Origin of the sequence: Burkholderia sp. Bp8992 (assembly GCF_003853705.1) — a bacterium.
GTDB lineage: Bacteria > Pseudomonadota > Gammaproteobacteria > Burkholderiales > Burkholderiaceae > Burkholderia.
Window position 1 is genome coordinate 108,164 of the sequence record NZ_QTQI01000023.1, and the last position, 23,976, is coordinate 132,139.

General features: G+C 67.6%; 22 protein-coding genes. 16 read left to right on the plus strand and 6 right to left on the minus strand.

Annotated features, from left to right (window positions below; genetic code table 11):
* Window positions 1-176 precede the first annotated feature (176 nt).
* Window positions 177-728: a hypothetical protein gene (locus DIE03_RS28490; protein WP_124455587.1), complete on the plus strand. Its 552-nt coding sequence runs from the start codon at window positions 177-179 to the stop codon at window positions 726-728.
* Window positions 729-882: 154 nt separating this feature from the next.
* On the opposite strand, the gene kdgD is transcribed toward DIE03_RS28490, so the two are convergent.
* Entirely contained in the window at window positions 883-1,797 is a 915-nt protein-coding gene (gene kdgD / locus DIE03_RS28495) for a 5-dehydro-4-deoxyglucarate dehydratase (RefSeq protein WP_011546881.1), read from the minus strand.
* A gap of 230 nt (window positions 1,798-2,027) precedes the next feature.
* On the opposite strand from kdgD, the gene garD reads away from it, so the two are divergent.
* The 4 genes from garD (at window position 2,028) to DIE03_RS28515 (ending at window position 5,340) form a co-directional block, all read left to right on the plus strand.
* Window positions 2,028-3,581: a galactarate dehydratase gene (gene garD, locus DIE03_RS28500; RefSeq protein WP_124455588.1), complete on the plus strand. Its 1,554-nt coding sequence runs from the start codon at window positions 2,028-2,030 to the stop codon at window positions 3,579-3,581.
* Window positions 3,582-3,782: 201 nt separating this feature from the next.
* A complete protein-coding gene (locus tag DIE03_RS28505) occupies window positions 3,783-4,175 on the plus strand; it encodes a nuclear transport factor 2 family protein (protein WP_124455589.1) in 393 nt (130 codons plus the stop codon).
* Between the two features lie 79 nt (window positions 4,176-4,254).
* Window positions 4,255-4,710 carry an RbsD/FucU family protein gene (locus DIE03_RS28510; RefSeq protein ID WP_124455590.1) on the plus strand — a complete coding sequence of 152 codons (456 nt, stop codon included), beginning with the start codon at window positions 4,255-4,257 and terminating at the stop codon, window positions 4,708-4,710.
* 192 nt (window positions 4,711-4,902) lie between these two features.
* Window positions 4,903-5,340: a DoxX family protein gene (locus tag DIE03_RS28515; protein WP_006491342.1), complete on the plus strand. Its 438-nt coding sequence runs from the start codon at window positions 4,903-4,905 to the stop codon at window positions 5,338-5,340.
* A 101-nt stretch (window positions 5,341-5,441) separates the two neighbouring features.
* On the opposite strand, the gene DIE03_RS28520 is transcribed toward DIE03_RS28515, so the two are convergent.
* The gene (locus tag DIE03_RS28520) at window positions 5,442-6,752 is read right to left on the minus strand and encodes an MFS transporter (protein WP_124455591.1); all 1,311 of its coding nucleotides are present in this window, start codon (window positions 6,750-6,752) and stop codon (window positions 5,442-5,444) included.
* Window positions 6,753-7,077: 325 nt separating this feature from the next.
* On the minus strand, window positions 7,078-8,256 hold the full coding sequence (locus tag DIE03_RS28525; RefSeq protein WP_409364435.1) for a branched-chain amino acid ABC transporter substrate-binding protein: 1,179 nt from the start codon (window positions 8,254-8,256) through the stop codon (window positions 7,078-7,080).
* A gap of 542 nt (window positions 8,257-8,798) precedes the next feature.
* Here DIE03_RS28525 and DIE03_RS28535 point away from each other — a divergent pair.
* Window positions 8,799-9,593 (plus strand): AraC family transcriptional regulator, encoded by a 795-nt coding sequence (locus tag DIE03_RS28535; RefSeq protein WP_124455594.1) that lies wholly within the window; start codon window positions 8,799-8,801, stop codon window positions 9,591-9,593.
* An 89-nt stretch (window positions 9,594-9,682) separates the two neighbouring features.
* On the opposite strand, the gene DIE03_RS28540 is transcribed toward DIE03_RS28535, so the two are convergent.
* Entirely contained in the window at window positions 9,683-9,946 is a 264-nt protein-coding gene (locus DIE03_RS28540; RefSeq protein ID WP_006489463.1) for a hypothetical protein, read from the minus strand.
* 288 nt (window positions 9,947-10,234) lie between these two features.
* Window positions 10,235-12,127 (minus strand): bifunctional sugar phosphate isomerase/epimerase/4-hydroxyphenylpyruvate dioxygenase family protein, encoded by a 1,893-nt coding sequence (locus DIE03_RS28545; protein ID WP_124455595.1) that lies wholly within the window; start codon window positions 12,125-12,127, stop codon window positions 10,235-10,237.
* A 254-nt stretch (window positions 12,128-12,381) separates the two neighbouring features.
* On the opposite strand from DIE03_RS28545, the gene aroQ reads away from it, so the two are divergent.
* Genes aroQ through DIE03_RS28560 form a run of 3 tightly spaced genes read left to right on the plus strand, consistent with a single transcriptional unit; the run spans window position 12,382 to window position 15,086 of the window.
* Window positions 12,382-12,837 carry a type II 3-dehydroquinate dehydratase gene (aroQ, locus tag DIE03_RS28550; RefSeq protein ID WP_124455596.1) on the plus strand — a complete coding sequence of 152 codons (456 nt, stop codon included), beginning with the start codon at window positions 12,382-12,384 and terminating at the stop codon, window positions 12,835-12,837.
* The gene (locus tag DIE03_RS28555) at window positions 12,834-13,703 is read left to right on the plus strand and encodes a shikimate dehydrogenase (protein WP_124455597.1); all 870 of its coding nucleotides are present in this window, start codon (window positions 12,834-12,836) and stop codon (window positions 13,701-13,703) included. The genes aroQ and DIE03_RS28555 overlap by 4 nt, the downstream gene beginning before the upstream one ends.
* A 39-nt stretch (window positions 13,704-13,742) precedes the next feature.
* On the plus strand, window positions 13,743-15,086 hold the full coding sequence (locus DIE03_RS28560; protein WP_124455598.1) for an MFS transporter: 1,344 nt from the start codon (window positions 13,743-13,745) through the stop codon (window positions 15,084-15,086).
* Window positions 15,087-15,177: 91 nt separating this feature from the next.
* On the opposite strand, the gene DIE03_RS28565 is transcribed toward DIE03_RS28560, so the two are convergent.
* Window positions 15,178-16,287 carry a 2-aminoethylphosphonate--pyruvate transaminase gene (locus DIE03_RS28565; RefSeq protein WP_124455599.1) on the minus strand — a complete coding sequence of 370 codons (1,110 nt, stop codon included), beginning with the start codon at window positions 16,285-16,287 and terminating at the stop codon, window positions 15,178-15,180.
* A 258-nt stretch (window positions 16,288-16,545) separates the two neighbouring features.
* Here DIE03_RS28565 and phnS point away from each other — a divergent pair, with 258 nt between their 5' ends.
* From phnS to DIE03_RS28605, 7 genes are read left to right on the plus strand one after another with little or no spacing between them, the layout of a single operon-like run.
* Window positions 16,546-17,637 carry a 2-aminoethylphosphonate ABC transporter substrate-binding protein gene (phnS, locus tag DIE03_RS28575; protein ID WP_124455600.1) on the plus strand — a complete coding sequence of 364 codons (1,092 nt, stop codon included), beginning with the start codon at window positions 16,546-16,548 and terminating at the stop codon, window positions 17,635-17,637.
* A 34-nt stretch (window positions 17,638-17,671) separates the two neighbouring features.
* Window positions 17,672-18,775: a 2-aminoethylphosphonate ABC transport system ATP-binding subunit PhnT gene (gene phnT / locus DIE03_RS28580; RefSeq protein WP_185658240.1), complete on the plus strand. Its 1,104-nt coding sequence runs from the start codon at window positions 17,672-17,674 to the stop codon at window positions 18,773-18,775.
* On the plus strand, window positions 18,753-19,673 hold the full coding sequence (gene phnU, locus DIE03_RS28585; protein ID WP_124455602.1) for a 2-aminoethylphosphonate ABC transporter permease subunit: 921 nt from the start codon (window positions 18,753-18,755) through the stop codon (window positions 19,671-19,673). Before phnT ends, phnU begins: the two co-directional genes overlap by 23 nt.
* A complete protein-coding gene (gene phnV, locus DIE03_RS28590) occupies window positions 19,663-20,523 on the plus strand; it encodes a 2-aminoethylphosphonate ABC transport system, membrane component PhnV (protein ID WP_124455603.1) in 861 nt (286 codons plus the stop codon). The genes phnU and phnV overlap by 11 nt, the downstream gene beginning before the upstream one ends.
* Window positions 20,520-21,827 (plus strand): phosphonoacetate hydrolase, encoded by a 1,308-nt coding sequence (phnA, locus tag DIE03_RS28595; RefSeq protein WP_185658241.1) that lies wholly within the window; start codon window positions 20,520-20,522, stop codon window positions 21,825-21,827. The genes phnV and phnA overlap by 4 nt, the downstream gene beginning before the upstream one ends.
* The gene (gene phnY / locus DIE03_RS28600; protein WP_124455604.1) at window positions 21,824-23,278 is read left to right on the plus strand and encodes a phosphonoacetaldehyde dehydrogenase; all 1,455 of its coding nucleotides are present in this window, start codon (window positions 21,824-21,826) and stop codon (window positions 23,276-23,278) included. The genes phnA and phnY overlap by 4 nt, the downstream gene beginning before the upstream one ends.
* Before the next feature lie 4 nt (window positions 23,279-23,282).
* Window positions 23,283-23,834, plus strand: a complete 552-nt coding sequence (locus DIE03_RS28605; protein WP_124455605.1) for a phosphonate degradation HD-domain oxygenase — start codon at window positions 23,283-23,285, stop codon at window positions 23,832-23,834.
* Window positions 23,835-23,976: the final 142 nt, after the last annotated feature.

The window sequence follows — 23,976 nt, forward strand, 5'->3', positions numbered from 1 at the left end:
GAGAAATTCGATGCATCAATTATGGCATCAAACGGTGCTTATGTTGATGCTCTGCGGAGGCGAGGCGAGGCCGGCTTTCCTGTCTCCCGATTTTCTCCTACAGTAGCGATGCCTCGGGCCGCCCGGCCCGCAGGCGAGCCTGAGAGACCGACAAAAGACAACGAGGGAACCTTCCAATGAACATCAACAAGCGTGGCGATCACCTGTTCGCGGCCGGATTGTGGAAAGCAATCGGCGACGTCGCGAAATCCGTGCGCACCCAGGTCGGCCAATACAGCGAAGGACGCGTGCTCGCGAACGCGCTGCAGGAATTCCAGCACGACCTCGGCGGCAGCGAATTCGACGTGACGATCAACCAGGGGCGCCTCGTCACGGGCGCCGACGCGCATTCGCTCGTGTTCGGGCAGGCCGTGCGCCGCTTCCGGCAGGACATGGAAGCGCTGGTGTTCGCGCTTCAGTACCGGCGCAGCATCGACGAACGCGACCCGAACCTGCGCACCGAAGCGCTGATGCAGGCGAACAGCCAGCTCGCGACCGCGAAGCAGTCGGCGACGATCACGGTCGGCCGGTTCTTCGATGCGGTCGTCGACCGCGACGTGCTCGGGCAGATCCTCGACGGCGAATCGAATACGCGCGCCCGCTCGGGTGCGCAGGGCCAGATCGAGGCGACGCGGGTGAAGCTGGGGAACGTGCGCTACCGGATCGTCGGGATCATCGCGCAGATGTGACGGCGACGGCATGCATCGCGGCGGATGCGTGCGTCATTGCCGAACAGAATGGCAAGGCAACACACAGAGATGATCGCGGCCGGCGCGTGCCGGCCGCGAGGCAGGACTGCCGGCCGCGGCGCCGATGAGGGCCCGCGTCGCCGGCCATGCCCGCTTACTGCGGGCCCATCTTCTTGATCAGCACGTCGAGCTCGGCCGCTTCTTCGTCGGTCAGGTCGACGAGCGGCGCACGCACCGGGCCCGCGTCGTGGCCGACGAGCTTCGCGCCCGCCTTGACGATGCTGACCGCATAGCCCGCGCGGCGGTTGCGGATCTTCAGGTACGGCAGGAAGAATTCGTCGATCAGGCGGCCGACCGTCGCGTGGTCGTCCTTCGCGATCGCTTCGTAGAATGCCATCGCCGTCTTCGGGATGAAGTTGAACACGGCCGACGAGTACACCGGCACGCCGAGCGCCTTGTACGCGGCCGCATAGACTTCCGCCGTCGGCAGGCCGCCGAGGTACGCGAACCGGTCGCCGAGGCGGCGGCGGATCGTGACCATGCTCTCGATTTCGCCGACGCCGTCCTTGAAGCCGATCAGGTTCGGGCAGCGGTCGGCGAGGCGCTCGAGCATGTCGGCGTTCAGCTTCGAATTCGCGCGGTTGTACACCACCACGCCGATCTTCAGCGCGCGGCACACCTGCTCGACGTGGTCGGCGATCCCTTCCTGGCTCGCTTCGGTCAGGTAGTGCGGCATCAGCAGCACGCCGCTCGCACCGAGGCGCTCGGCTTCCTGCGCATATTCGATCGCGACGCGCGTGGCGCCGCCCGCGCCGGCCAGGATCGGCACCTTGCCCTTGCAGGTTTCCGTCGCGACGCGGATCACGTCCGAATACTCACGCTGCGTGAGCGAGAAGAATTCGCCGGTGCCGCCGGCCGCGAACAGCGCGCTCGCGCCGTACGGCGCCAGCCATTCCAGGCGCTCCGCGTAGGTGGACGGGCGGAAGCTGCCGTCGGCATCGAAATCCGTCAGCGGAAACGACAGCAGGCCGTGGGAGATGATCTGTTTGAGTTCTTGCGGTGAAGTCATGGTTGGGGTCGTCCGTCTAGCGCGAGTGCTGGGTTCGTCGGGAACGGCATACGAGCCGAATTGGCGATGTCGTTGTATGTCATCGTACAACGAGGGAAAAGGTGGCGCAAGCGGTTTGCTAGTGGGTCAAGGGTAGGGTCTTTCCGGATAAGGGTTTACGCAGCATCGCCGGTTGAGGTTGAATGTCGTATGATGACTAACAATATGGCCGACAGCCCTCAGGAATTGCAATGACCGCTTCCCCTCTCTACATCCGCGTGCACCCGGACGACAACGTCGCGATCGTCGTCAACGACGGCGGCCTGCCCGAAGGTGCGACGTTCCCCGACGGGCTGACGCTGTGCGAAGGCGTGCCGCAGGGGCACAAGGTCGCGCTCGTCGATCTCGCGGCCGGCGACCCGGTCGTCCGCTACAACGTGGTGATCGGCTACGCGCTGACCGACCTGCGGCGCGGCAGCTGGGTCAACGAGCGCACGATGCGCATGCCCGAGCCGCCGGGGCTCGACGACCTGCCGCTCGCGACGCGCGCCGCGCCGCCGCTCGAGCCGCTCGAAGGCTATACCTTCGAAGGGTTCCGCAACGCCGACGGCTCGGTCGGCACGCGCAACATCCTCGCGATCACGACGACCGTGCAGTGCGTGTCGGGCGTCGTCGAGCATGCGGTGAAGCGGATCAAGGACGAACTGCTGCCGCGCTATCCGAACGTCGACGACGTGGTCGGGCTCGAGCACACGTACGGCTGCGGCGTTGCGATCGACGCGCCGGACGCCGACATCCCGATCCGTACGCTGCGCAACATCAGCCTGAACCCGAACTTCGGCGGCGAGGTGATGACCGTGAGCCTCGGCTGCGAGAAGCTGCAGCCCGAGCGCCTGCTGCCGCCCGGCGCGATTCCGGTGACCGCCGACGGCGCGGCCGGCAACGGCGGCGTCGTGTGCCTGCAGGACGCCGCGCACGTCGGCTTCAACTCGATGATCGACTCGATCATGAAGATGGCCGAAGCGCATCTCGAGCGGCTGAACCGCCGCCGTCGCGAGACGTGCCCGGCATCGGATCTCGTCGTCGGCGTGCAGTGCGGCGGCAGCGACGCGTTTTCGGGGCTCACCGCGAACCCGGCCGTGGGTTTCGCGGCCGACCTGCTGGTGCGTGCCGGCGCGACGATCATGTTCTCGGAAGTGACCGAAGTGCGCGACGGCGTCGCACAGCTCACGTCCCGTGCCGCGAACGAACAGGTCGCGCGCGAGATCATCCGCGAGATGGACTGGTACGACCGCTACCTGCAGCGTGGCCGCGTCGACCGCAGCGCGAACACGACACCCGGCAACAAGAAGGGCGGCCTGTCGAACATCGTCGAGAAGGCGATGGGGTCGATCGTGAAGTCGGGCAGTGCGCCGATCGCCGGCGTCGTGCGCCCCGGCGACCGCGCGCGGCAGAAGGGGCTGCTGTATGCGGCGACGCCCGCGAGCGACTTCATCTGCGGCACGCTGCAGCTTGCGGCGGGGATGAACCTGCACATCTTCACGACCGGCCGCGGCACGCCGTACGGCCTTGCGCAGGTGCCGGTGATCAAGGTCGCGACGCGCAGCGATCTGGCGCGCCGCTGGCACGACCTGATGGATCTCGACGCGGGGCAGATCGCGACCGGCGCGGCGACGATCGAGGACACCGGCTGGGCGCTGTTCCGGCTGATGCTCGACGTCGCGAGCGGCAAGCGCCGCACCTGGGCCGAGCAATGGAAGCTCGCGAATGCGCTGACGCTGTTCAATCCGGCGCCGGTGACCTGACACGCGCGGGCATGGCCGGCGAGACGATGCGGGCGCCTTCGGGCGCCCGTTTTCGTTGCGGCGGCGCGGGCGCGGACGCGGCTCGCGAGATTTCCTTACCTGTCACGTAATCGACCGTCCGCGCGCGCCCGGCGACGATAGCGGCACGCGGACCCGAAACGTTCGCGACCCCGTCCTCTCATCGACACAAGGAGCCTCGCCATGAACACCGCCCAATCCGCTTCGTCCGTTCACGCCGACCTGATCGACCGCTACTTCGACGCATGGAACGAGTCCGACGCCGCGCGCCGCCGCGAACTGATCGATGCGACGTATGCGAGCGACGCGGCCTACCGCGATCCGCTGATGGCCGGCGACGGCCACGCAGGCATCGACACGATGATCGCGGCCGTGCAGGCGCGCTTCCCCGCCTACCGCTTCCGTCGCACGACCGACGTCGACGCGTTCGGCCAGCACCTGCGGTTCTCGTGGGCGCTCGTATCGCCCGACGGCGCGGCGATCGTGAAGGGTTCGGACTTCGGCACCGTCGATGCATCGGGCCGCCTTGCGTCGGTCACGGGTTTCATCGACGAAATGCCGGCCGCGGCGTCGTGACGCGAACATTGCATGCGCAACAGCCGCCGGGATCGGGTAACGTTATGCGGTTTGTTCCTGATCCCGGAGACTAGCCGACATGCTGAAGAATCTCGACCCGCTGCTGCACGCCGACATCCTGCACACGCTGCGTGCGATGGGCCACGGTGACGAAATTGCGATCTGCGACGCGAATTTCCCGGCGGAATCCGTCGCGGAGCACACGGTGGTCGGCCGCGCGCTGCGGATCGACGGCGCCGATTCGGCGCGCGTCGTGCGCGCGGTGCTGTCCGTGCTGCCGCTCGACACGTTCGTCGACACGCCGGCGTGGCGAATGGAGGTCGTCGGCGACGCAACCGCGGTGCCGCCCGTGCAGCGCGAAGTGCAGGCCGAGATCGATCGCGCGGAAGGGCGCACGGTGCCGCTGACCGGTGTCGAGCGTTTCGCGTTCTACGAACGCGCGCAGCAGACGTACGCGGTGATCGTTACCGGCGAAACGCGCGGCTACGGCTGCTTCATCTTCAAGAAAGGCGTGCTGTTGAGCGACGCGGGCTAAACGCGTTTTTCGCCGCGCCGGGCCGCCGGCACCGCCGCCGCAGTGTAAAGATTTGCTACAACCTTTTTCTTGGACACGGCGAAAAGACCCTCTATGCTGGCCCATTTGCCGCGCGCCCTCCCGGGCCGCGCGGCGCCGAACCGCACGGGCGCGCCCGGCGCGGCCGGCCGAATTGCATACGAGGAGAGAGGCATGACGCGTACCGTCGATTCCGGCGTCATTTTTTTCGCACGCCTGGCGCTGGCGGCGTTGTTCTTGTGGGGCGGCATCATGAAGCTGCTCGGCTACAGCGACTTCGTCGCGTACCTGCACGGGATGAACGTGCCCTATCAACAGGTCGTCGCGCCGATCGTCGTCGCGATCGAGGGGCTCGGCGGCCTGCTGCTGATCGTCGGCTACAAGGTACGGCCGCTCGCGTTGCTGATGGCGGTCTACACGATCGCGACCGCGATGGTCGGGCACAATTTCTGGGATGCCACCAACGCCGCGGTCCAGCACGACATGGTGATCCACTTCTGGAAGAACGTCGCGATTGCCGGCGGTTTCCTGCTGCTGTTCGTCACGGGCGCCGGCGGCGCGAGCATCGACGCGCTGCGCCGTCCGAGTTCGTCGTACGGCGTGCTGCGCTGATCGCACCACGCGTACCGCCGCGCTGAAGCAAAGACAAAGGGCCGAATCCCGCGGGATTCGGCCCTTTCTTCATGGAGCGAGCGCCGACGCCGGCGTTCCGCTCAGCGCGCGTCCTTCACGTCCTTCGCATCCTTCGAGAACTGCACGGCGATGGCGCCGAGCACGCAGATCGCCGCGACGTACACGACCGGCGCGAGCGGATTCGACTTCATCATCAGCGACACGATCACCGGCGTGAGGCCGCCGAAGATCGCGTACGCGACGTTGTACGAGAACGAGATGCCCGAGAAGCGCACGACGGCCGGGAAGCTCTTGACCATCACGAACGGCACCGCGCCGATCGTGCCGACCATGAAGCCCGCGATCCCGTAGTAGAGCGGCAGCGTCGACGCGTCGGCCGCGACCTGCACGAACAGCAGGTAGTAGCACGCGGCCAGCCCGAGGCCGCCGATGCCGAGCACGCGCTTCGCGCCGATCCAGCCCGCGAGCGAACCCGCAGTGATGCAGCCGGCCGTCAGGCACAGCGTCGCGACGCTGTTCGCGAACAGCGTCGTCGCGGGCGTCAAGTGGAACTGCTTCTGCAGCAGCGCGGGCGTCATCAGGATCACGACGACGATCGCGGCCGACAGCATCCACGTGAGCAGCATCGATACGATCACCGCGCGGCCGTGGTCGCGCAGCACGGCCTTCAGCGGGATCTCGGCCGCGAGCGCCTTCTTCGCCTTCATCTCGGCGAACACCGGCGTTTCGTGCAGCCAGCGGCGCAGGTACACGGAGAACAGCCCGAACACGCCGCCCAGCAGGAACGGGATGCGCCACGCGAACGCGCCGACTTCGGCGGCCGAATAGCGGCTGTTGATGCCGGCGGCGACGAGCGAGCCGAGCAGGATGCCGGCCGTGAGGCCTGCCGTCAGCGTGCCGCACGCATAGCCGATGTGGCGCGACGGCACGTGCTCGGACACGAACACCCACGCGCCCGGCACTTCGCCGCCGACTGCCGCGCCTTGCAGCACGCGGAACAGCAGCAGCAACACCGGCGCGAGGATGCCGATCGTGTCGTAGGTCGGCAGCAGGCCCATCAGCAGCGTCGGCACCGACATCATCAGCACGCTCAGCGTGAACATCCGCTTGCGGCCGAACAGGTCGCCGAAGTGCGCCATGATCACGCCGCCGAGCGGGCGCGCGAGATAGCCGGCCGCGAAGATGCCGAACGTCTGCAACTGGCGCAGCCAGTCCGGAATGTCGTGCGGGAAGAAGAGCTGCCCTATCGCCGGCGCGAAGAACACGAAGATGATGAAGTCGTAGAACTCGAGGGCGCCGCCGAGTGCGGCAAGGCCAAGGGTCTTGTAGTCGCTGCGCGTGAGCGCGCGTTCGGCGGCGCGAGGCACGCCGCTCAATTCGGAAGCTTGCATGGTCAGGACGATCGGTTTTTGAATGTAGTTGTCGGTGCTGCGTCTCCAGGGCCCGCTTTTCGGCATGGACTGACAAGGCGCGGCTTGCGTCGTCGAAACGTGGCGCGTGCCGGGTGAGGCACGAAACACGCGCCGCCGCACCGGGATGGGGCACGACGGAGACGAGGCGTCAAAGCGGGTTGGGGGATTCTACAGGAGCGCGAAATGCCTGCGCGCGAGTGCGTGCCGGGGACGGCTTCGGACCATGCAGCCGAAGCGTGCGCGGCGCGGGCGGCCGGTGAACCGCCCACGTGCCGTGCGAGAGGGTGTCGGCGTATCCGGCGGTTCAGTTGCCGGCGATCGTGTCGACCGGCTTGAACGCGCCGCGCTCGACCTTGTAGATCGTCACCGGCGCATCCCTCAGGTCGCCCTTCGGGTCGTACGCGATGCTCGGGGCCGACACGCCCTTGACCGACACCTTGCCGAGATACGGCGTGTACACCTTCGGATCGGTCGAGTTCGCGTCCTTCATCGCGGTGAGCAGCGCGATCGTGCCGTCATACGAGTACGGCGAGTAGGTGATCACGTCCTCGTTGAAGCGCGCCTTGTAGCGTGCCGCATAGCCGGAGAAGCCCGGCATCTTTTCCTTCGGCAGGCCGCCCATGTAGACGATCGCGCCTTCGGCCGCTTCGCCGCCGACCTTCAGGAACGTCGGCGAGCGCGACATCTCGCCCGTCACGAATGCCGACTTCATCCCGAGCTGGCGCATCTTGCGGATCATCGGCGACGATTGCGCGTCGCCGCCGCCGTAGAAGACCGCGTCCGGATTGACGCCCTTCAGGTTGGTCAGGATCGCGGAGAAATCGAGCGCCTTGTCGTTCGTGAAGTCGCGCTTTACGATCGTGCCGCCGGCTGCTTCGACGGCCTTCGCGAATTCGTCGGCGATGCCCTGGCCGTAGGCCGTGCGGTCGTCGATGATCGCGATGCGCTTGAAGCGCAGCGTCTTCACCGCGTACGTGCCGACGATGCGGCCGGCCTGTGCGTCGCTCGTCAGCAGCCGGTAGGTCGTCTTGTAGCCGCGCGCCGTGTATTGCGGCGACGTCGCCATCGAGATCTGCGGCAGCCCCGCGCGATCGTACAGGTCGGATGCCGGAATGCTGGTACCCGAGTTGAAGTGGCCGATGATCCCGCGGACGTTGTCGTCGATCAGCCGCTGCGCGACGGTCGTGCCGGTGCGCGGGTCGGCCTGGTCGTCCTGCGAGTCGAGCTGGAACGTGACGGGCTTGCCGCCGATCGTCGGATGCGTCGCGTTGAAATCGGCGATCGCGAGTTGCACGCCCTTCTGCATGTCCGTGCCGTAGTTCGACTGCGGGCCGGTCAGCGGTGCGGCGAAACCGATCTTGACGACGTCGGCGGCGATGGCGTGTGCGCCCGACAGTGCGCAGGCAGCGGCCAGCGCGACGTGCGATAACTTCAGCTTCACTTTCACTTCCCCTTGATGGCGTGGTTGGGCCGCCGCCGGCATGCGGGCCGGCGCCGGTAAACCGGGCGAGACGGTTCGGTCGGCAGGCCGATGCGACGGCCGTTCAGGCGCGCCGCGTGCTGTGCCGGAATCGGCGTGCTCGGCGGCGCTTGTGGCGGGCCTTGCGTGCCGATTGCAGCAGCAGCGAGAGGTCGTCTCGTGACCGTGAAGCGAAGTCTAGATAGCGAAAATGCGGGCGTCTTGCGCGTTCGATGCGCAGCCGGCGACGATATCGGCATATCGTCGATAACCCTGATATATGCTGAAATCGTCATGTCGAATGCGCAATCGCGCCAAGACTCGGGGCGTGCGCATTTTTAGGATGGTGAATTCGGGCGTGCGTACCCGGCACGCCGGCGGCAAGCGCGCACCTGTCGCAGTGGTTGTGTGCACAACCTGTTTTGCATGACCGATGCCGACCGATCGCGATGTACGATGCGACCGGCGGGACATCATCAGCCTGCTTGCCCCACGCTCGGCGCGCCGCGATCGAAGGGGCGCTTCTATAATCGTCGCCATCTGCCACTCGCTTCGCGGTTGCCGGGATGACGACCTTGCTTGCCGTACCGCCCATGAGCCTGTCCGAACCGTTGCGCTACCAGCCCGACAACGCCGATTTCGGCGCGATGCTCGCGCACTTCCGCTTGCTCGAACCGGTGTTCGATGCGCTGCCGGACGTCGCGTTCTTCGTGAAGGATGCGAGCGGCCGCTACGCGATCGTCAATCGCACGCTGGCGATGCGCTGCGGCTACAAGGACAAGCGCGACCTGCTCGGCAAGACCGCCGACGAAGTGTTTCCGCGCCGCTTCGGCCGCAGCTATTTCGAGCAGGACATGGCGACGATCAACGCCGGCCAGCAACTGATGGACCAGCTCGAGCTGCACCTGTATCCGGGCCGCCAGCCGGGCTGGTGCCTGACCTGCAAGGAGCCGCTGCGCGACGCCGCGGGCAGGGTGGTCGGCCTTGCGGGCATCTCGCGCGACCTGAAGGCACACGAGGGATCGCACCCGGCGTACAGCCGGCTCGCCGACGTGGTCCAGCATATCCAGGATCACTACGTGCAGCCGCTGAACCTGAAGCAGCTCGCGCAGATGGCCGGGATGTCGGTCGCGCAGCTCGAACGCTACTTTCACAAGGTGTTCCACCTGACGCCGCGCCAGGTGCTGCTGAAGACGCGGCTCGACGCGGCCACCGCGCTGCTCGTCACGCACGACAAGGTCACCGACGTCGCGGCGCTATGCGGTTATACGGATCACAGCGCGTTCACGCGCCAGTTCAAGGCGACGGTCGGCGTGACGCCGACGGAATACCGGTTGATGCTGCAGGAGCGGGCAGGGTGACGCGATTCGCCGGCCGGGCCGGCGCATCGCAGGGATCGGGGGTGCTGCGGGGTACTGTGGGGAAACGGGGATGCCGTGAAATCGGCGGCTCAGCGGTAGCCGAGCCCTTTCAGGACGGCCGTGCCGTCTTCGGTCAGCCGGAAGCTCGGGGCCGTATCGGGGTCGAGCTTGACCATCTCGACGAGACCGGCTTCCTGCAGCGCGGGCAGTTCGGGTTTGGCGTTCGCGCCGATCGGTGCATGCAGCAGCACGAGCAGCGTCGCGATTTCATGATGACTGAGCAGGCGGCGCAGCATCGTCTTCTTTGCAGGGGGCGCGGCCGGGCGGCCCGCGGGTGCTTCTACGGCGCTCATCGCTTTCCTCCTTTTCGAGATAACCATCGGGTACTGGTTGCGGATGGTGCCGTCGAAGACTTAAGCGATTCTTAAAACCGTGGCGGGCGACGGGATGCTGCGCTGCGGTACGGGTTACCGTATGTAACGTCATACGCAGCGCGGCTCCCGGCCCGCTCGCGGCGAGCCGCGCGGGCGGGTCCGCGGCCGACCGATTCACCACGATGGTGCGCAGTTGATGCGGCCCTTTGTATCGACCGCGGACCCCGTCCACGGTCCGGCCCGCGATGCCCGATTTGCTTCCTTCCCTTATTTCCTGCGCTGCGCCTGCGCGGCGAGCCGCACGGCCGCGTTCGTCGCGCCGTAGCCGTCGTATCCGCCGCGCCGCTCGACGATTTCGAGCGAGAAACGGTTGTCGACCAGTTCTGTATACGCGTGCAGGAACTCGCCGCCGTGCTCGTCGCGGTCGTACAGCAGGTGGTGCGTGCTCAGCGTGTCGATCAATTCGTCCGGCAGCGCATAGCGCGCGGCGAGATCGTCGTAGTAATTGGGCGGAATGCGCAGGAACGGCACGCCGTCGGCGGCGAACGCGGCGACCGTCTTCACGATGTCGTCCGTGCGGAATGCGACGTGGTTCAGCCCCGTGCCGTGGTACCGGTCGAGCGATTCGGCGACGGCCGTATGGCGATCGACCGATGCGTTCAGCGCGATCCGCACCGAGCCGTCGGCGCTGCGCACCGCGCGGCTGCGCATCAGCCCGTACGGATCGGGCACGAGCCAGCTGCGCTCGGCCTCGAAGCCGAATGCCGTCTTGAAGAACAGGATCCACGTGTCGAGCGCGTCGCCCGGCAGCGCGAGGCACACATGGTCGATGCCCGTCAGCGGGCCGACTTCGCTCGGGCCGTCGATGTCGGTCAGCACGAAGTCCGATTCGTACAGCGTCGGCGCGTTGGGCGCTTCGTCGACGAAATACTCGAGGCTGCCGTCCGGCGCCTGCACGCTCGGCAGCACGCGTTCGTTCGGTCCGACACGGCCCGAGAACGGCGCGTAGCCGAAGCCGGCCGCGCGTTCGAATGCCACTTTCGCATCGTCGACGCGGAACGCCGACGCGCACAGCGACAGCCCGTGCTGCTGGAAGAACGCATCGGCGAACGAGTCGCGCTCCGCATTCAGCACGATCGATGCGGCGCCGTGCTGGAACAGCGTCACGTCCTTCGACCGATGCCGGCCGGCGAGCCGGAAGCGCATCCGGCCGAGCCATTCGCCGACGGTTGCCGCCGCCTGCGCGTCGACCGCGAATTCGATGAACTGGAAGCCGACGTGCGCGGGCGGCGCCGGCGGCGCGAACAGCGGCTGGCCGGCGGCCGGCGCGCGGCCGTCCTGCGCGAGCCGCGTGCGCGTCAGTTCTTCCAGATAGAGCAGCGAGCGATGGCCGTCGGCAGCCGTGATCGCGGTCGGCGCCGCGCGGAAGCCGTCGTTGAAGATCTCGAGCGACAGCGGCCCCGTGTAGCCCGACTCGATCACCCGCGCGGTGAAGCGCGCGAGGTCGAAGTCGCCCTGGCCCGGGAACGAGCGGAAGTGGCGGCTCCATTCGAGCACGTCCATCGCGAGCTTCGGCGCGTCGGCGATCTGCACGAACGCGATCCGGTCGCCGGGGATGTCGGCGATCGCATCCGGCGAATCGTCGAGCGACAGCGTGTGGAAGCTGTCGAGCGCGAGGCCGAGGTGCGGGCTGTTCACCGCATTCACGAGTTTCCATGCGTGGCCGTACCGCTTCACGACGCGGCCCCACGCGAGCGCTTCGTACGCGGCGACCACGCCGGCCTGCCGCGCCGCTTCGGCGAGCACGCCGAGCTGGTCGACGAGCAGCCCGTCGTCCGCGATCGTATCGGCCGACACGCTGCTGCAGACGAGGATGCGGTCGGTGCCGAGCGCATGCATCACGTCGAACTTGCGCTTGATCCGGTCGAGGTTGCGCGCGAGCTGTGCCGGGCTGACGCCCTCGAAGTCGCGAAACGGCTGGAACAGCACGATGTCGAGGCCGAGATCGGCGGCCATGCGCCGGACGTCGGCCGGCGATCCGTCGAAGTAGACGAGATCGTTTTCGAAGATTTCGACGCCGTCGAAGCCCGCGGCCTGGATGGCGGCGAGTTTCTCGGCGAGCGTGCCGGACAGTGACACAGTGGCGATCGAGCGCTGCATGGCGATTCCTGCGGATGAGCGGGGCATGACGCCGGACGAACTGGCCCCGAATGAACCAGTCGTTGAGTCGTGAGCGGACGCCATATCCCGAATTTACTAGGCTAGTGGTGCATATTGTACAAACTAACTAGATGGTACAAATAAGCGAAAACCCGAAAAGACAGCATCCCTTCACGGGCGCACACTAGCGCCAATTCCCCATGTCTTCGGGGCGGCCGGTCCTGGTCCGCCCCTGTTTCAGGAGCAGAATCACCATGAGCAAGCACAAGGTACTGGTGCTGAACGGCCCGAACCTGAACCTGCTGGGCACGCGCCAGCCCCATATCTACGGCGCCGAAACGCTCGCCGACGTCGAGCAGCGCTGCCGTACGGCGGCAGAGGCGCTCGGGCTGGAGATCGAGTTCCGCCAGTCGAACGCCGAGCACGAGCTGATCGACTGGCTGCATGCCGCGCGTCTCGACACGCACGGCATCGTCATCAACCCGGCCGCCTATACGCATACGTCGGTCGCGCTGGCCGACGCGCTGTCCGCGATCGCGAAGCCGGTGATCGAAGTTCATATCTCGAACGTGCATCGCCGCGAGGCGTTCCGCCACCATTCGTATGTGTCGGCGGTCGCCGAAGGCGTGATCTGCGGCTGCGGCACCGAGGGCTACGTGTTCGCGCTGCAGCGCCTCGCGACGTTGTTCGCGCAGGAGGCCGCGCGATGAGCCGCCCGTCGTTTCTGATCGGCCTGATCGGCCAGGGCATCGGCGGATCGCTGTCGCCCGCGATGCACGAGGAAGAAGGTTTCCGCCAGGGCTTCGGCTACGTGTACCGGCGCATCGATCTCGATGTGCTCGGCGTGAGCGCCGACGCGCTGCCGCAACTGCTCGATGCCGCGCAGCGGATGGGCTTCAACGGGCTGAACATCACGCATCCGTGCAAGCAGCGCGTGATCGAGCACCTCGATGAACTGTCGGACGACGCGCGCGCACTCGGCGCGGTGAACACGGTGCTGTTCAAGGACGGCAAGCGGATCGGCCACAACACCGACTGGTCGGGCTTCGCGAAGTCGTTCCGCCGCGGGCTGCCCGACGCGCGGCTCGACAGCGTCGTCCAGCTCGGCGCGGGCGGCGCCGGTGCGGCCGTCGCGCACGCGGCGCTGCAGATGGGCGCGGCCGCGCTGACGATCTTCGATGTCGACGGCACGCGCGCCGCCGCGCTCGCGGCCGAGCTGCAGCAACGCTTCCCCGCCGCGCGGGTCGTGCCGGGCGGCGCGCCGTCCGGCGGTGCGCTCGCGGCCGCGATGCACGCCGCGACCGGCCTGATCCACGCCACGCCGACCGGCATGGCCAAGCATCCGGGCCTGCCGCTGCCGGCCGAACTGCTCCATGCGGGCATGTGGGTGGCCGACATCGTCTATTTCCCGCTCGAAACCGAACTGATCCATGCCGCGCGTGCGGCCGGCTGCGCCACGCTGCCGGGCGGCGGGATGGCCGTGTATCAGGCCGTCGACGCGTTCGAGCTCTTCACCGGACGCACGCCCGACCCCGAGCGGATGTTCGATCACTTTCAGTCGCTCGTCGCGCGCTGACCCCCTTGCAGACACAGAAAGAGAGACCAGGAGACAATCATGCAGCACACTACCCACACGAGCGCCGCGCCGGCGCAGGCGGCCGGTACGGTCCGGCGCACGTCGGCGCGCTACAAGATCCTCGCGCTGCTCGCAATCGGCACGATGATCAACTATCTCGACCGCACCGTGCTGGGCGTGGCTGCGCCGCAGCTCACCAAGGAGCTCGGCATCAACGCAGCCGTGATGGGCATCATGTTCTCCGCGTTTTCGTGGACGTACGTGGCGATGCAGGTTCCCGGCGGCCTGTTCCTCGACCGCTTCGGCAGCAAGGTCACCTATTACTGGTCGATGACGCTGTGGTCGCTGTGCACGTTCCTGCAAGGCTTCGTGCCGGGCGTCGCGACGTTGCTCGCTTGCCGGCTCGGCCTCGGCGTGACTGAAGCGCCATGCTTCCCGACCAACAGCCGCGTCGTCGCGACGTGGTTCCCGCAGAACGAGCGCGCGATGGCGACGGGTACTTATACCGTCGGCGAATACATCGGCCTCGCATTCTTCAGCCCCGTGCTGTTCGCGCTGATGGGCGCATTCGGCTGGCGCTCGCTGTTCTGGGTCGTGGGCGCGGTCGGCATTGTGTTCGGCCTCGTCTGGTGGAAGTTCTACCACGAGCCGCGCAACCATCCGGGCGCCAACGCGGCGGAGCTCGCGTATATCGAGGCGGGCGGCGGCCTCGTTCACGGTGCGCGCAAGAGCGGCGACAAGGGCGACAAGTCGGCGCAGGCCAAGTTCAGCTGGGCGATGGTCGGCCAGCTGGTGAAGAAGCGCCAGCTCGCGGGCATCTGCCTCGGCCAGTTCGCCGGCAACTCGACGCTCGTGTTCTTCCTGACCTGGTTCCCGACCTATCTCGCCACCGAACGCCACATGGGCTGGCTGAAGATCGGTTTCTTCGCGGTGATGCCGTTCATCGCCGCGTCGGTCGGCGTGATGTTCGGCGGGATCTTCTCCGACTGGCTGCTGCGCCGCGGCAAGTCCGCGAACCTCGCGCGCAAGCTGCCGATCATCGCGGGCCTGCTGCTCGCGTCGACGATCATTCTCGCGAACTACGTGCAGAGCAACGAGGCCGTGATCGCGATCATGTCGGTCGCGTTCTTCGCGCAGGGGATGGCCGCGCTCGGCTGGACGCTCGTGTCGGACATCGCACCGGACGGCCTGCTCGGCGTGACGGGCGGCATCTTCAACTTCGCGGCGAACCTTGCCGGCATCATCACGCCGCTCGTCGTCGGCTTCATCGTCGCGTCGACCGGCTCGTTCGTCGGCGCGCTCGTGTTCATCGGCGTGATCGCGCTGGTCGGCGCGCTGTCGTACATCTTCGTCGTCGGCGACATCAAGCGGATCGAACTGTAAGCACCGGCTCCACGCACAGCCCGTGCGTTAGCCCGGCGGCCAACCGGCCGCCGGGCTTTTTTGTTTGCGCGCGCCGGCCGGCACGCGGCGCTCACGTGCGCTGTACGGCGATGCCGAGCGATTCGACGGCCTGCGCGATCGCCGCGACCGCACGCAGGATATCGTTCGAATCGATCGCGCCGATGCAGCCGACGCGGAACGTGTCGAGCTGCGTGAGCTTGCCGGGATACAGGATGAAGCCCGCGTCGCGCACTGCATCGTAGAAGCGGCGGAACGCATAGGCCGGATGGTCGGGCGCATGGAACGTGACGATCACCGGCGCCTGCACGCTTGCGTCGAGGAACGGCACGAAGCCGAGCGCGCGCATCGATTCGACCAGCGTCCGGCAGTTGTCCACGTAGCGCGCGCCGCGCGCCGGCTGGCCGCCTTCGGCGAGATACTGGTCGAGGGCGGCGCGCAGCGCGGCGATCACGTGCGTCGGCGGCGTGAAGCGCCACTGGCCCGTCTTGCGCAGGTACGCGTACTGGTCGTGGAGGTCGAGCGCGAGTGACGGCGAGTTGCCGTCGCATGCGTCGAGCGCATCGCGCCGCACGATCGCGAACCCCATCCCCGGCACGCCTTCGAGGCATTTGCCGCTCGCCGAGACCAGCGCATCGATGCCGCTGTCCGCGAGCGTGATCGGCAGTGCGCCGAACGAACTCATCGCGTCGACGATCAGCCGCTTGCCGTGGCGCCGGCACGCGGCCGCGATCGCGTCGAGCGGATTCAGGATTCCGGCACTCGTCTCCAGATGCACGAGCGCGACGTGCGTGATGCGCGGTTCGCGCGCGAACGCGACCTCGACCGCCGCCGCGTCGACGGCCGCGTCCTCGCCGAACGGCAGCGCGATCGCGTCGATGCCGAGCCGGCCGAGGATCTTCAGGATGCGCGCGCAATACGCGCCGTTGTCGGGCACGAGCACGACGCCGTCGCGCGGTACCAGCGTGCCGAGCGCGGCTTCGACCGAGAACGTGCCGCTGCCCTGCATCGGCACGCACACGTACTCGTCGCCGCCTTTCGCGATCGCGACGAGGTCGGCGCAGACGCTGGCCGTCAGTCGATTGAAAGCGGCGTCCCACGACCCCCAGTCATGTTGCATTGCGTGGCGCGTTGTGGCGGACGTGGTGAGCGGGCCGGGCGTAAGCAGAATCGGGTCGGGCATGGTTTTTCTCCAGCAGAGGTCGAACGAAACGCCGGGCGGCATTTCTGAATGACTTGCATGATATTGGCAAAATGTGTCATTTTTTGGAAATTGTGGCATTCGTCACGGGTTTGTCATCGAACGCTGTGATCCTTCGGTTGCCGCGCGAAGCCAACCGCAGCGCGGTAGCGCGGCGGGCCGTCGTTCGGCCTGCCCGGAGATAACAGGAGAGCCGGATCGTGCCCCGGCCGTTTGGTGTTCCGCCTACGGAGAAGTGAGATGACACTGCAGAAACCCTCGCGCGCCGCTGCCGGCGCGTTCCGCAAGCTCGCGCTGGCCGCCTGCGCCGCCGGTCTGCTGCAAGGTGCCGCGATGCCGGCGCATGCGGCGAACGCGGTCGTGCTGTACACGGCGGACGGTCTCGAGAACCTCTATCGCGATGTGCTGCCGGCCTTCGAGAAGAAGGAAGGCGTCAAGGTCAACATCGTGACGGCAGGTAGCGGCGAGGTCGTGAATCGCGCGAACATCGAGAAGAATTCTCCGAAGGCCGACGTGATCGTCACGCTGCCGCCGTTCATCCAGCAAGCCGGCCAGATGGGCCTGTTGCAGGCGTACCAGAGCGTGAACTACAAGAACGTGCCGGCCATCGCGAAGGCCGAGGACGGCACGTGGGCGACGTTCGTGAACAACTACTTCTCGTTCGCGATCAACCCGGACGTCGTGAAGAACCAGCCGAAGACGTTCGCCGACCTGCTGTCGCCGACCTACGCGGGCAAGGTCGCGTACTCGAACCCGGCCACGGCCGGCGACGGGATGGCCGTGCTGATCCTGACGACGTCGCTGATGGGCGAGGACAAGGCGTTCGACTACCTCGCGAAGCTGTCGCAGAGCGTGAAGTTCCACACGAAGGGCACGGGCTACCTGAACGTGCTGCTGTCGCGTAACGAGATCAGCGTCGCGAACGGCGACCTGCAGATGGACCTCGACGACGCCGAACACGGCGCGCTGTCCGTCAAGCCGATCTTCCTGGCCGCGAAGGACGGCGACCAGCCGACCACGTTCCAGCTCCCGTACGGCATCGGCCTGATCAAGAGCGGCCCGAACCAGGACGCCGGCAAGAAGCTGATCGACTACCTGATGTCGACGGACGTCCAGTCGAAGGTGCCGGACATGTACGGCATCCCGGGCCGCACGGACGTGCCGCTCGCCGGCAAGAACGGCGAAGCGGTCAAGAAGGCGATCGCGGGCGTGAAGCTGATCCCGGTCGACTGGACCCAGGTGATGGCGAAGAAGCCGGTGTGGATCGAGCGCTGGAAGAAGGATGTGATCGGCAGCTCGGGCAAGCAGCTCGACGTCGTCAAGCCGAAGTGATCGGCGCACGCCGCCTGTATTAGTGAGCAAGAGGATGAACCCGGTGGACACCACCCTGACCCATCCCGGCGCATTCGGCGCCGCCGAACCGCACGCGACGCTGCGGTCCGGCGCGCCGGGCGGCGTGCAGATCGAACACCTGAGCGTGCGCTACGGCGCACGCACGGTGCTGGAAGATCTGTCGCTGTCGATCGGTGCCGGTGAATTTCTGACCGTGCTCGGCAAGAGCGGCTGCGGCAAGACCACGCTGCTGCGCTTCATCGCCGGGTTCGTGAAGGCCGACGGCCTGACCGGCACGCTGACCGTTGCCGGGCGTGACCTGACCTATGCGCCGCCGCACAAGCGCAATCTCGGTCTGCTGTTCCAGAATTACGCGCTGTTCCCGCACCTGTCGGTGTTCGAGAACGTCGCATTCGGGCTGCGCGCACGCGGCATGGCGTCGTCGGAAGTGACGCGCCGCGTCGCCGACGCGCTGAAGCTCGTGCAGCTCGGCGATGCGGGCCATCACCTGCCCGCGCAACTGTCGGGCGGGATGCAGCAGCGCGTCGCGCTGGCGCGCGCGCTCGTGATCGAGCCGGACGTGCTGCTGCTCGACGAGCCGCTGTCGGCCCTCGACGCCAACCTGCGCGCGTCGGTGCGCAGCGAATTGAAGGCGCTGCACGAGCGCCTGCCGAACCTGACCGTCGTCTGCGTGACGCACGACCGCGACGACGCGCTCGTGCTGTCCGACCGCGCGCTGCTGATGCGCGACGGCCGCATCGCGCAGCTCGGCACGCCGCAGCAACTGTACGACGCGCCGCAGGACGGCTACGTCGCACGCTATCTCGGCCCGGCGAACCTGCTGCCGCCGCACGTGATCTTCCCGCTCGGCGATCCGCGCCACGACGTGCGCGGCAAGGTCGCGTGCGTGCGCCCCGAGCGCCTGACCGTGATGCCGCCGTCGGCCGGCGGCCTGCACGGTACGGTCGCGTCCGTCGAATGGCAGGGCGCGGACCTGTCGATCGCGGTCGTGATCGACGCGGCGCCCGACGAGCCCGTGCGCGTCACGATGCAACGCGGCCGCGGCGCGGCCCCCGAGCGCGGTGCGCGCGTGTCCCTGCAATGCGAGGCAGACGATGTCGTCCTTATCGAGCCCTGAAGCCGGCCTGCCGCCGCACGTGCTCGCGTCGGCCGCCGCGCATGCCGCCGCCGCGCGGCGCCGCAGGCGCATGGGCGACCTGCACCTGGCCGCGCTCGCGATCGTCGTGCTCGGCCCGCTCGTCGTCTATCCGCTGGTGCGGCTCGTGCTGCTGAGCGTGTCGGGCGATCACGGGCTGAGTTTCGCCGCGTACCGGACCTTCTTCGGCAACCCCGACACGCGCAGCGTGCTGCTGACGACGCTCGGCGTACTGTTCGCGAGCGCCGGCACCGCGTCGGTGCTCGGCGTGCTGCTGGCCGCGCTGCTGTTCTTCAAGCCGTTCCCGGGCGCATCGCTCGTCACGCGCTTCCTGGAGCTGTACGTCGCGTTCCCGTCGTTCCTTGTCGCGTTCACACTGATCTTCCTGTACGGCTCGCAGGGGTCGATCAGCATCGCGCTGCAGCACCTGTTTCATCTCGAGAACCCGCCGCTCGATTTCCTGTTCGGCATCGGCGGCGTGATTCTCGCGCAGACCGTGTTCTATACGCCGTTCGTCGTGCGGCCGACGCTCGCGTCGTTCGCGACGCTCGACCTGCGTCTGATCGAAGCCGCACGCAGCCTCGGCGCACCCGGCTGGATGCTCGCGCGTCGCGTCGTGCTGCCGATCGCGTGGCCGGGCATCGCCGCCGGCACCGTGCTGTGCTTCCTGCTGACGCTGAACGAGTTCGGGATCCTGCTCGTGCTCGGCAGCGCGCGGCTCGTCACGCTGCCGGTCGCGATCTACAGCAGCGCGACCGTCGATCTCGACCTGCCGACCGCGTCGGCCGGCGCGGTCGTGATGCTGGCGTTGTCGCTGGCGCTGTATGCGGTTTATCGCCGGGTGAACCGGCGTGCGACGGGAGGGAACGATGTCCGCTGAATATCGTATCGGGCAAGCCGTGCCGCGCCACCGGATCGGCTGGAGCGACACGCTGCTCGAGCATGCGTCGCGCGCCGCGCTCGCGCTGGCCGCATTCGCGTGCTTCTGGTTGTTCGTGCTGCCGGTCGTCGTCGTCGCGCTGTCGAGCGTGTCGACCCAGTGGTCGGGCACGATTCTGCCGGCCGGCTACAGCCTGCGCTGGTTCGAACGGCTCGGGTCGCCGGAATACGACGCGCTGCTGACGAGCCTCGAAATCGGCTTCGGCGTGTCGGCGATCGGCACGATCCTCGGGCTGTGGCTCGCGCTGGCGCTCGAAGGGCGCGACCGGCGCGGCCTCGGTGCGGTGGTCGACGCGCTCGTGATGGTGCCGAACGGCGTGCCGAGCGTCGTCCTCGGGCTCGCGGTGCTGATCGCGTATCACCAGAAGCCGCTCGACCTGTCGAGCTCGGCGGCGATCGTCGTGCTCGTGCAGCTCGCGCTGATCTTGCCGTTCTGCTATCGCTGCGCGGCCGCCGCGCTGCGCCCGGAGCTGACCGTGCTGCGCGAAGCCGCGGCGAGCCTCGGTGCGCCGCCCGCGATGGTGCTGCGTCGCGTGCTGCTGCCGCAACTCGTGCCGGCGCTGCGCGCGAGCCTCGCGCTCGGCTTCGCGCTGTCGCTCGGCGAGCTCGGGGCGACGCTGACGGTCTATCCGCCCGGCTTCGCGACCGTGCCGATCGTCGTGATCGGCCAGGTCGAGCGCGGTTACTACCTTCCGGCATCGGCGCTGTCGCTGCTGATGCTCGGCGCGTCGCTCGCGGCGCTGCTGCTGATCGCTGCGCGCGTGCCGCGCGGCAAGCGGGCGGCCTCATGAACGCCGCGTTCGCATTGCGCCAACCCGGCGACGCGTCGGCGGCCGGTACCTCGACGGCGCTTGCGGGTCGCTCGGTCGACGTCAACGGCCGCCGCTACCGGCTGCCGGTCGAGCCGACCGTCGTCGTCTGCGTCGACGGCTGCGAGTACGACTATCTCGAACGGGCGGTGGCAGCGGGTGTCGCGCCGTTCACCGCCCGGATGATCGCGGAAGGCACGGCCTGGCGCGCCGATTGCGTCGTGCCGACCTTCACCAACCCGAACAACCTGTCGATCGTCTGCGGCGTGCCGCCGTCGGTCCACGGGATCTGCGGCAACTATTTCTGGGATCCGGCCGCCGACGGCGGGCGCGGTGCCGAAGTGATGATGAACGACCCGGCCTACCTGCGCGCCGGCACGCTGCTCGCGGCAGCGTCCGAAGCCGGTGCGCGGGTGGCCGTCGTGACAGCGAAGGACAAGCTGCGCCGGCTGCTCGGCTGGCAGATGCGCGGCATCTGCTTTTCCGCCGAGAAGGCCGCGCAGGCGAATCTCGCGGAAAACGGGATCGTCGACGTGCTCGACTGGGTCGGCCTGCCGTCGCCGGACGTCTACAGCGCGGCCCTGTCCGAATTCGTGTTCGCGGCCGGCGTACGGCTCGCGCAGACCCGGCAGGTCGACCTGATGTACCTGTCGACCACCGACTACGTGCAGCACAAGTGCGAGCCGGGCAGTGCGGGCGCGAACGCGTTCTACGCGATGATGGACGGCTACCTCGCGCAGCTCGACGCGCTCGGCTGGGCGATCGGCCTCACCGCCGACCACGGGATGAACGCGAAGCACGACCCGGCGACGGGCCGCCCGAACGTGATCTATCTGCAGGATGCCTGCGACGGCTGGTACGGTGCACAGGCTGCGCGCGTGATCCTGCCGATCACCGATCCGTACGTCGTGCACCACGGCGCGCTTGGTTCGTTCGCGACGATCTACCTGGCGCCGTGCGTCGACCGGGCCGAGGCGATGTGGCGTGTCGGTAGCCTCGATGGTGTCGAACTCGTGCTCGACAACGCGGAGGCTGCCGCACGTTTCGAGCTGCCGGCCGACCGGATCGGCGATCTCGTCGTGATCGGCCGCCGCGACATGACGCTCGGCACGCGCGAGCGCGAGCACGACCTGTCGGGCCTCACGGTGCCGCTGCGTTCGCACGGCGGCGTGTCGGAGCAGGAAGTGCCGCTGCTGTTCAACCGGCGCATCGAGCGGGACGATCCCGCGCGTCGCCCGCGCAACTTCGACGTGTTCGATTTGGTGCTGAACCGGGTCACGACATGATGGCGCATCCCCGGCAAGACCATCCGGCGTTTCGCGCAGAGGCGCTGCGCTGGTGCGGCACGCGTGCGATGCGCGCACGCACGCTCGACGTCACCGACCCGTACACGGGCACGCGCGTCGGCACGGCGTCGCTCGCGAGCGTCGACGACGTGCGCGCGGCGTTCGATTACGCGATGGCCTACCGGCCGAAGCTCACGCGCTACGAGCGTTCGCAGATCCTCGAACGTGCGGCCGCGCTGCTGCGCGAGCGCACCGAGGAAGCGTCCGACCTGATCACGCTCGAATCGGGGCTGTCGAAGCAGGATTCCCGCTACGAGATCGGCCGCGTCGCCGACGTGCTGAAGCTCGCGGCGGTCGAGGCATTGCGCGACGATTCGCAAAGTTTCTCGTGCGACCTGACGCCTCATGGCAAGGCACGGCGCGTGTTTTCGCAGCGGCAGCCGCTCGACGGCGTGATCGTCGCGATCACGCCGTTCAATCACCCGATGAACCAGGTGGCGCACAAGATCGCGCCGGCGATCGCGACGAACAACCGCGTGATCGTGAAGCCGTCGGAGAAGGTGCCGCTGTCGGCGTTCTATCTGGCCGACCTGCTGTATGAGGCCGGGCTGCCCGAGCCGATGCTGCAGGTGCTGACCGGCGACCCGGCCGAGATCGCGGACGAACTCGTCACGCATCCGCATGCGTCGCTGATCACGTTCACGGGCGGCGTCGCGATCGGCAAGGCGATTGCCGCGCGGGCCGGCTACCGGCGCATCGTGCTGGAGCTGGGCGGCAACGATCCGCTGATCGTCCTCGACGATGCCGATCTCGAACGCGCGGCATCGCTGGCGGTGCTCGGCTCGTACCGGAACTCCGGCCAGCGCTGCACGGCCGTCAAGCGGATGCTGGTACAGCGCTCGATCGCACCGGCATTCACCGAATTGCTCGTCGAGAAGACGCGCGCGTGGAAGTACGGCGATCCGTTCGATCCCGCGAACGAAATGGGCACGGTGATCGACGAGGCGGCGGCGCGGCTGTTCGAGGCGCGCGTGGACGAGGCGGTCGCGCAGGGCGCGCGTCTGCTGACCGGCAACGTGCGGCGCGGCGCGTTGTATTCACCGACCGTGCTCGACAACGTCGATCCGTCGATGACGATCGTGCGCGAGGAAACCTTCGGGCCGGTGTCGCCGGTGATCGCGTTCGATACGATCGACGACGCGATCCGGATCAGCAACGGGACGGCGTTCGGGCTGTCGTCGGGGCTGTGTACAGACAGCACGGCGGCGGTCGTGCGGTTCGTGAACGAACTGAACGTCGGTACGGTGAATGTATGGGAAGTGCCCGGCTACCGGATCGAGCTGTCGCCGTTCGGCGGAATCAAGGATTCGGGGCTCGGTTACAAGGAAGGCGTTCAGGAGGCGATGAAGAGCTTCACGAACCTGAAGACGTTTTCGCTGCCGTGGGAGTAAGGGAATGGCATTGACGGTGGAAGCGATCCACGTGCTGTACCGCGAGCATGGCCATGTGGCCTATAGCGGAGAGCCGGTCACGCAGCTCGAGCATGCGTTGCAGAGCGGCATGCTGGCGGAGGAGGCGGGCGCGAATGAGGCGCTGGTCGCGGCGGCGTTCCTGCACGACCTCGGCCATCTGCTGAACCGCCAGGGCGAAACGCCGAGCGCACGCGGGATCGACGATCTGCATCAGTATTACGTGCTGCCGTTCCTGCGGCCGCTGTTTTCCGATGCGGTGCTGGAACCGATCCGGCTGCATGTCGATGCGAAGCGCTGCCTGTGCCGCACGGACACCGGTTACTTCGAGCGCCTGTCGCCGGACTCGGTGCGCAGTCTCGCGCTGCAGGGCGGCATCTTCAGCGAAGAGGAGACGGCGGTGTTCCTGCAGCGTCCGTTCGCGGAGGATGCGCTGCGTCTGCGCCGCTGGGACGACACGGCGAAGGAGGAGGGAAAAGTGACGCCGGATCTCGATCACTATATGGAGATCGTTGCGCGCCAGGTGCGCACGGCCTGACGGTTCGGCGGCCTCTATATAAGGCTCCGCACGCGGCAGCGTGCGGAGCCTTATATTTTTTGCGAAACCCCTTGCGCGATTGCCGTCAGGTGCATAGAATCACGCCTCTTTCGCGCTAACGGAAACGCGGCGCGGGAGGAAG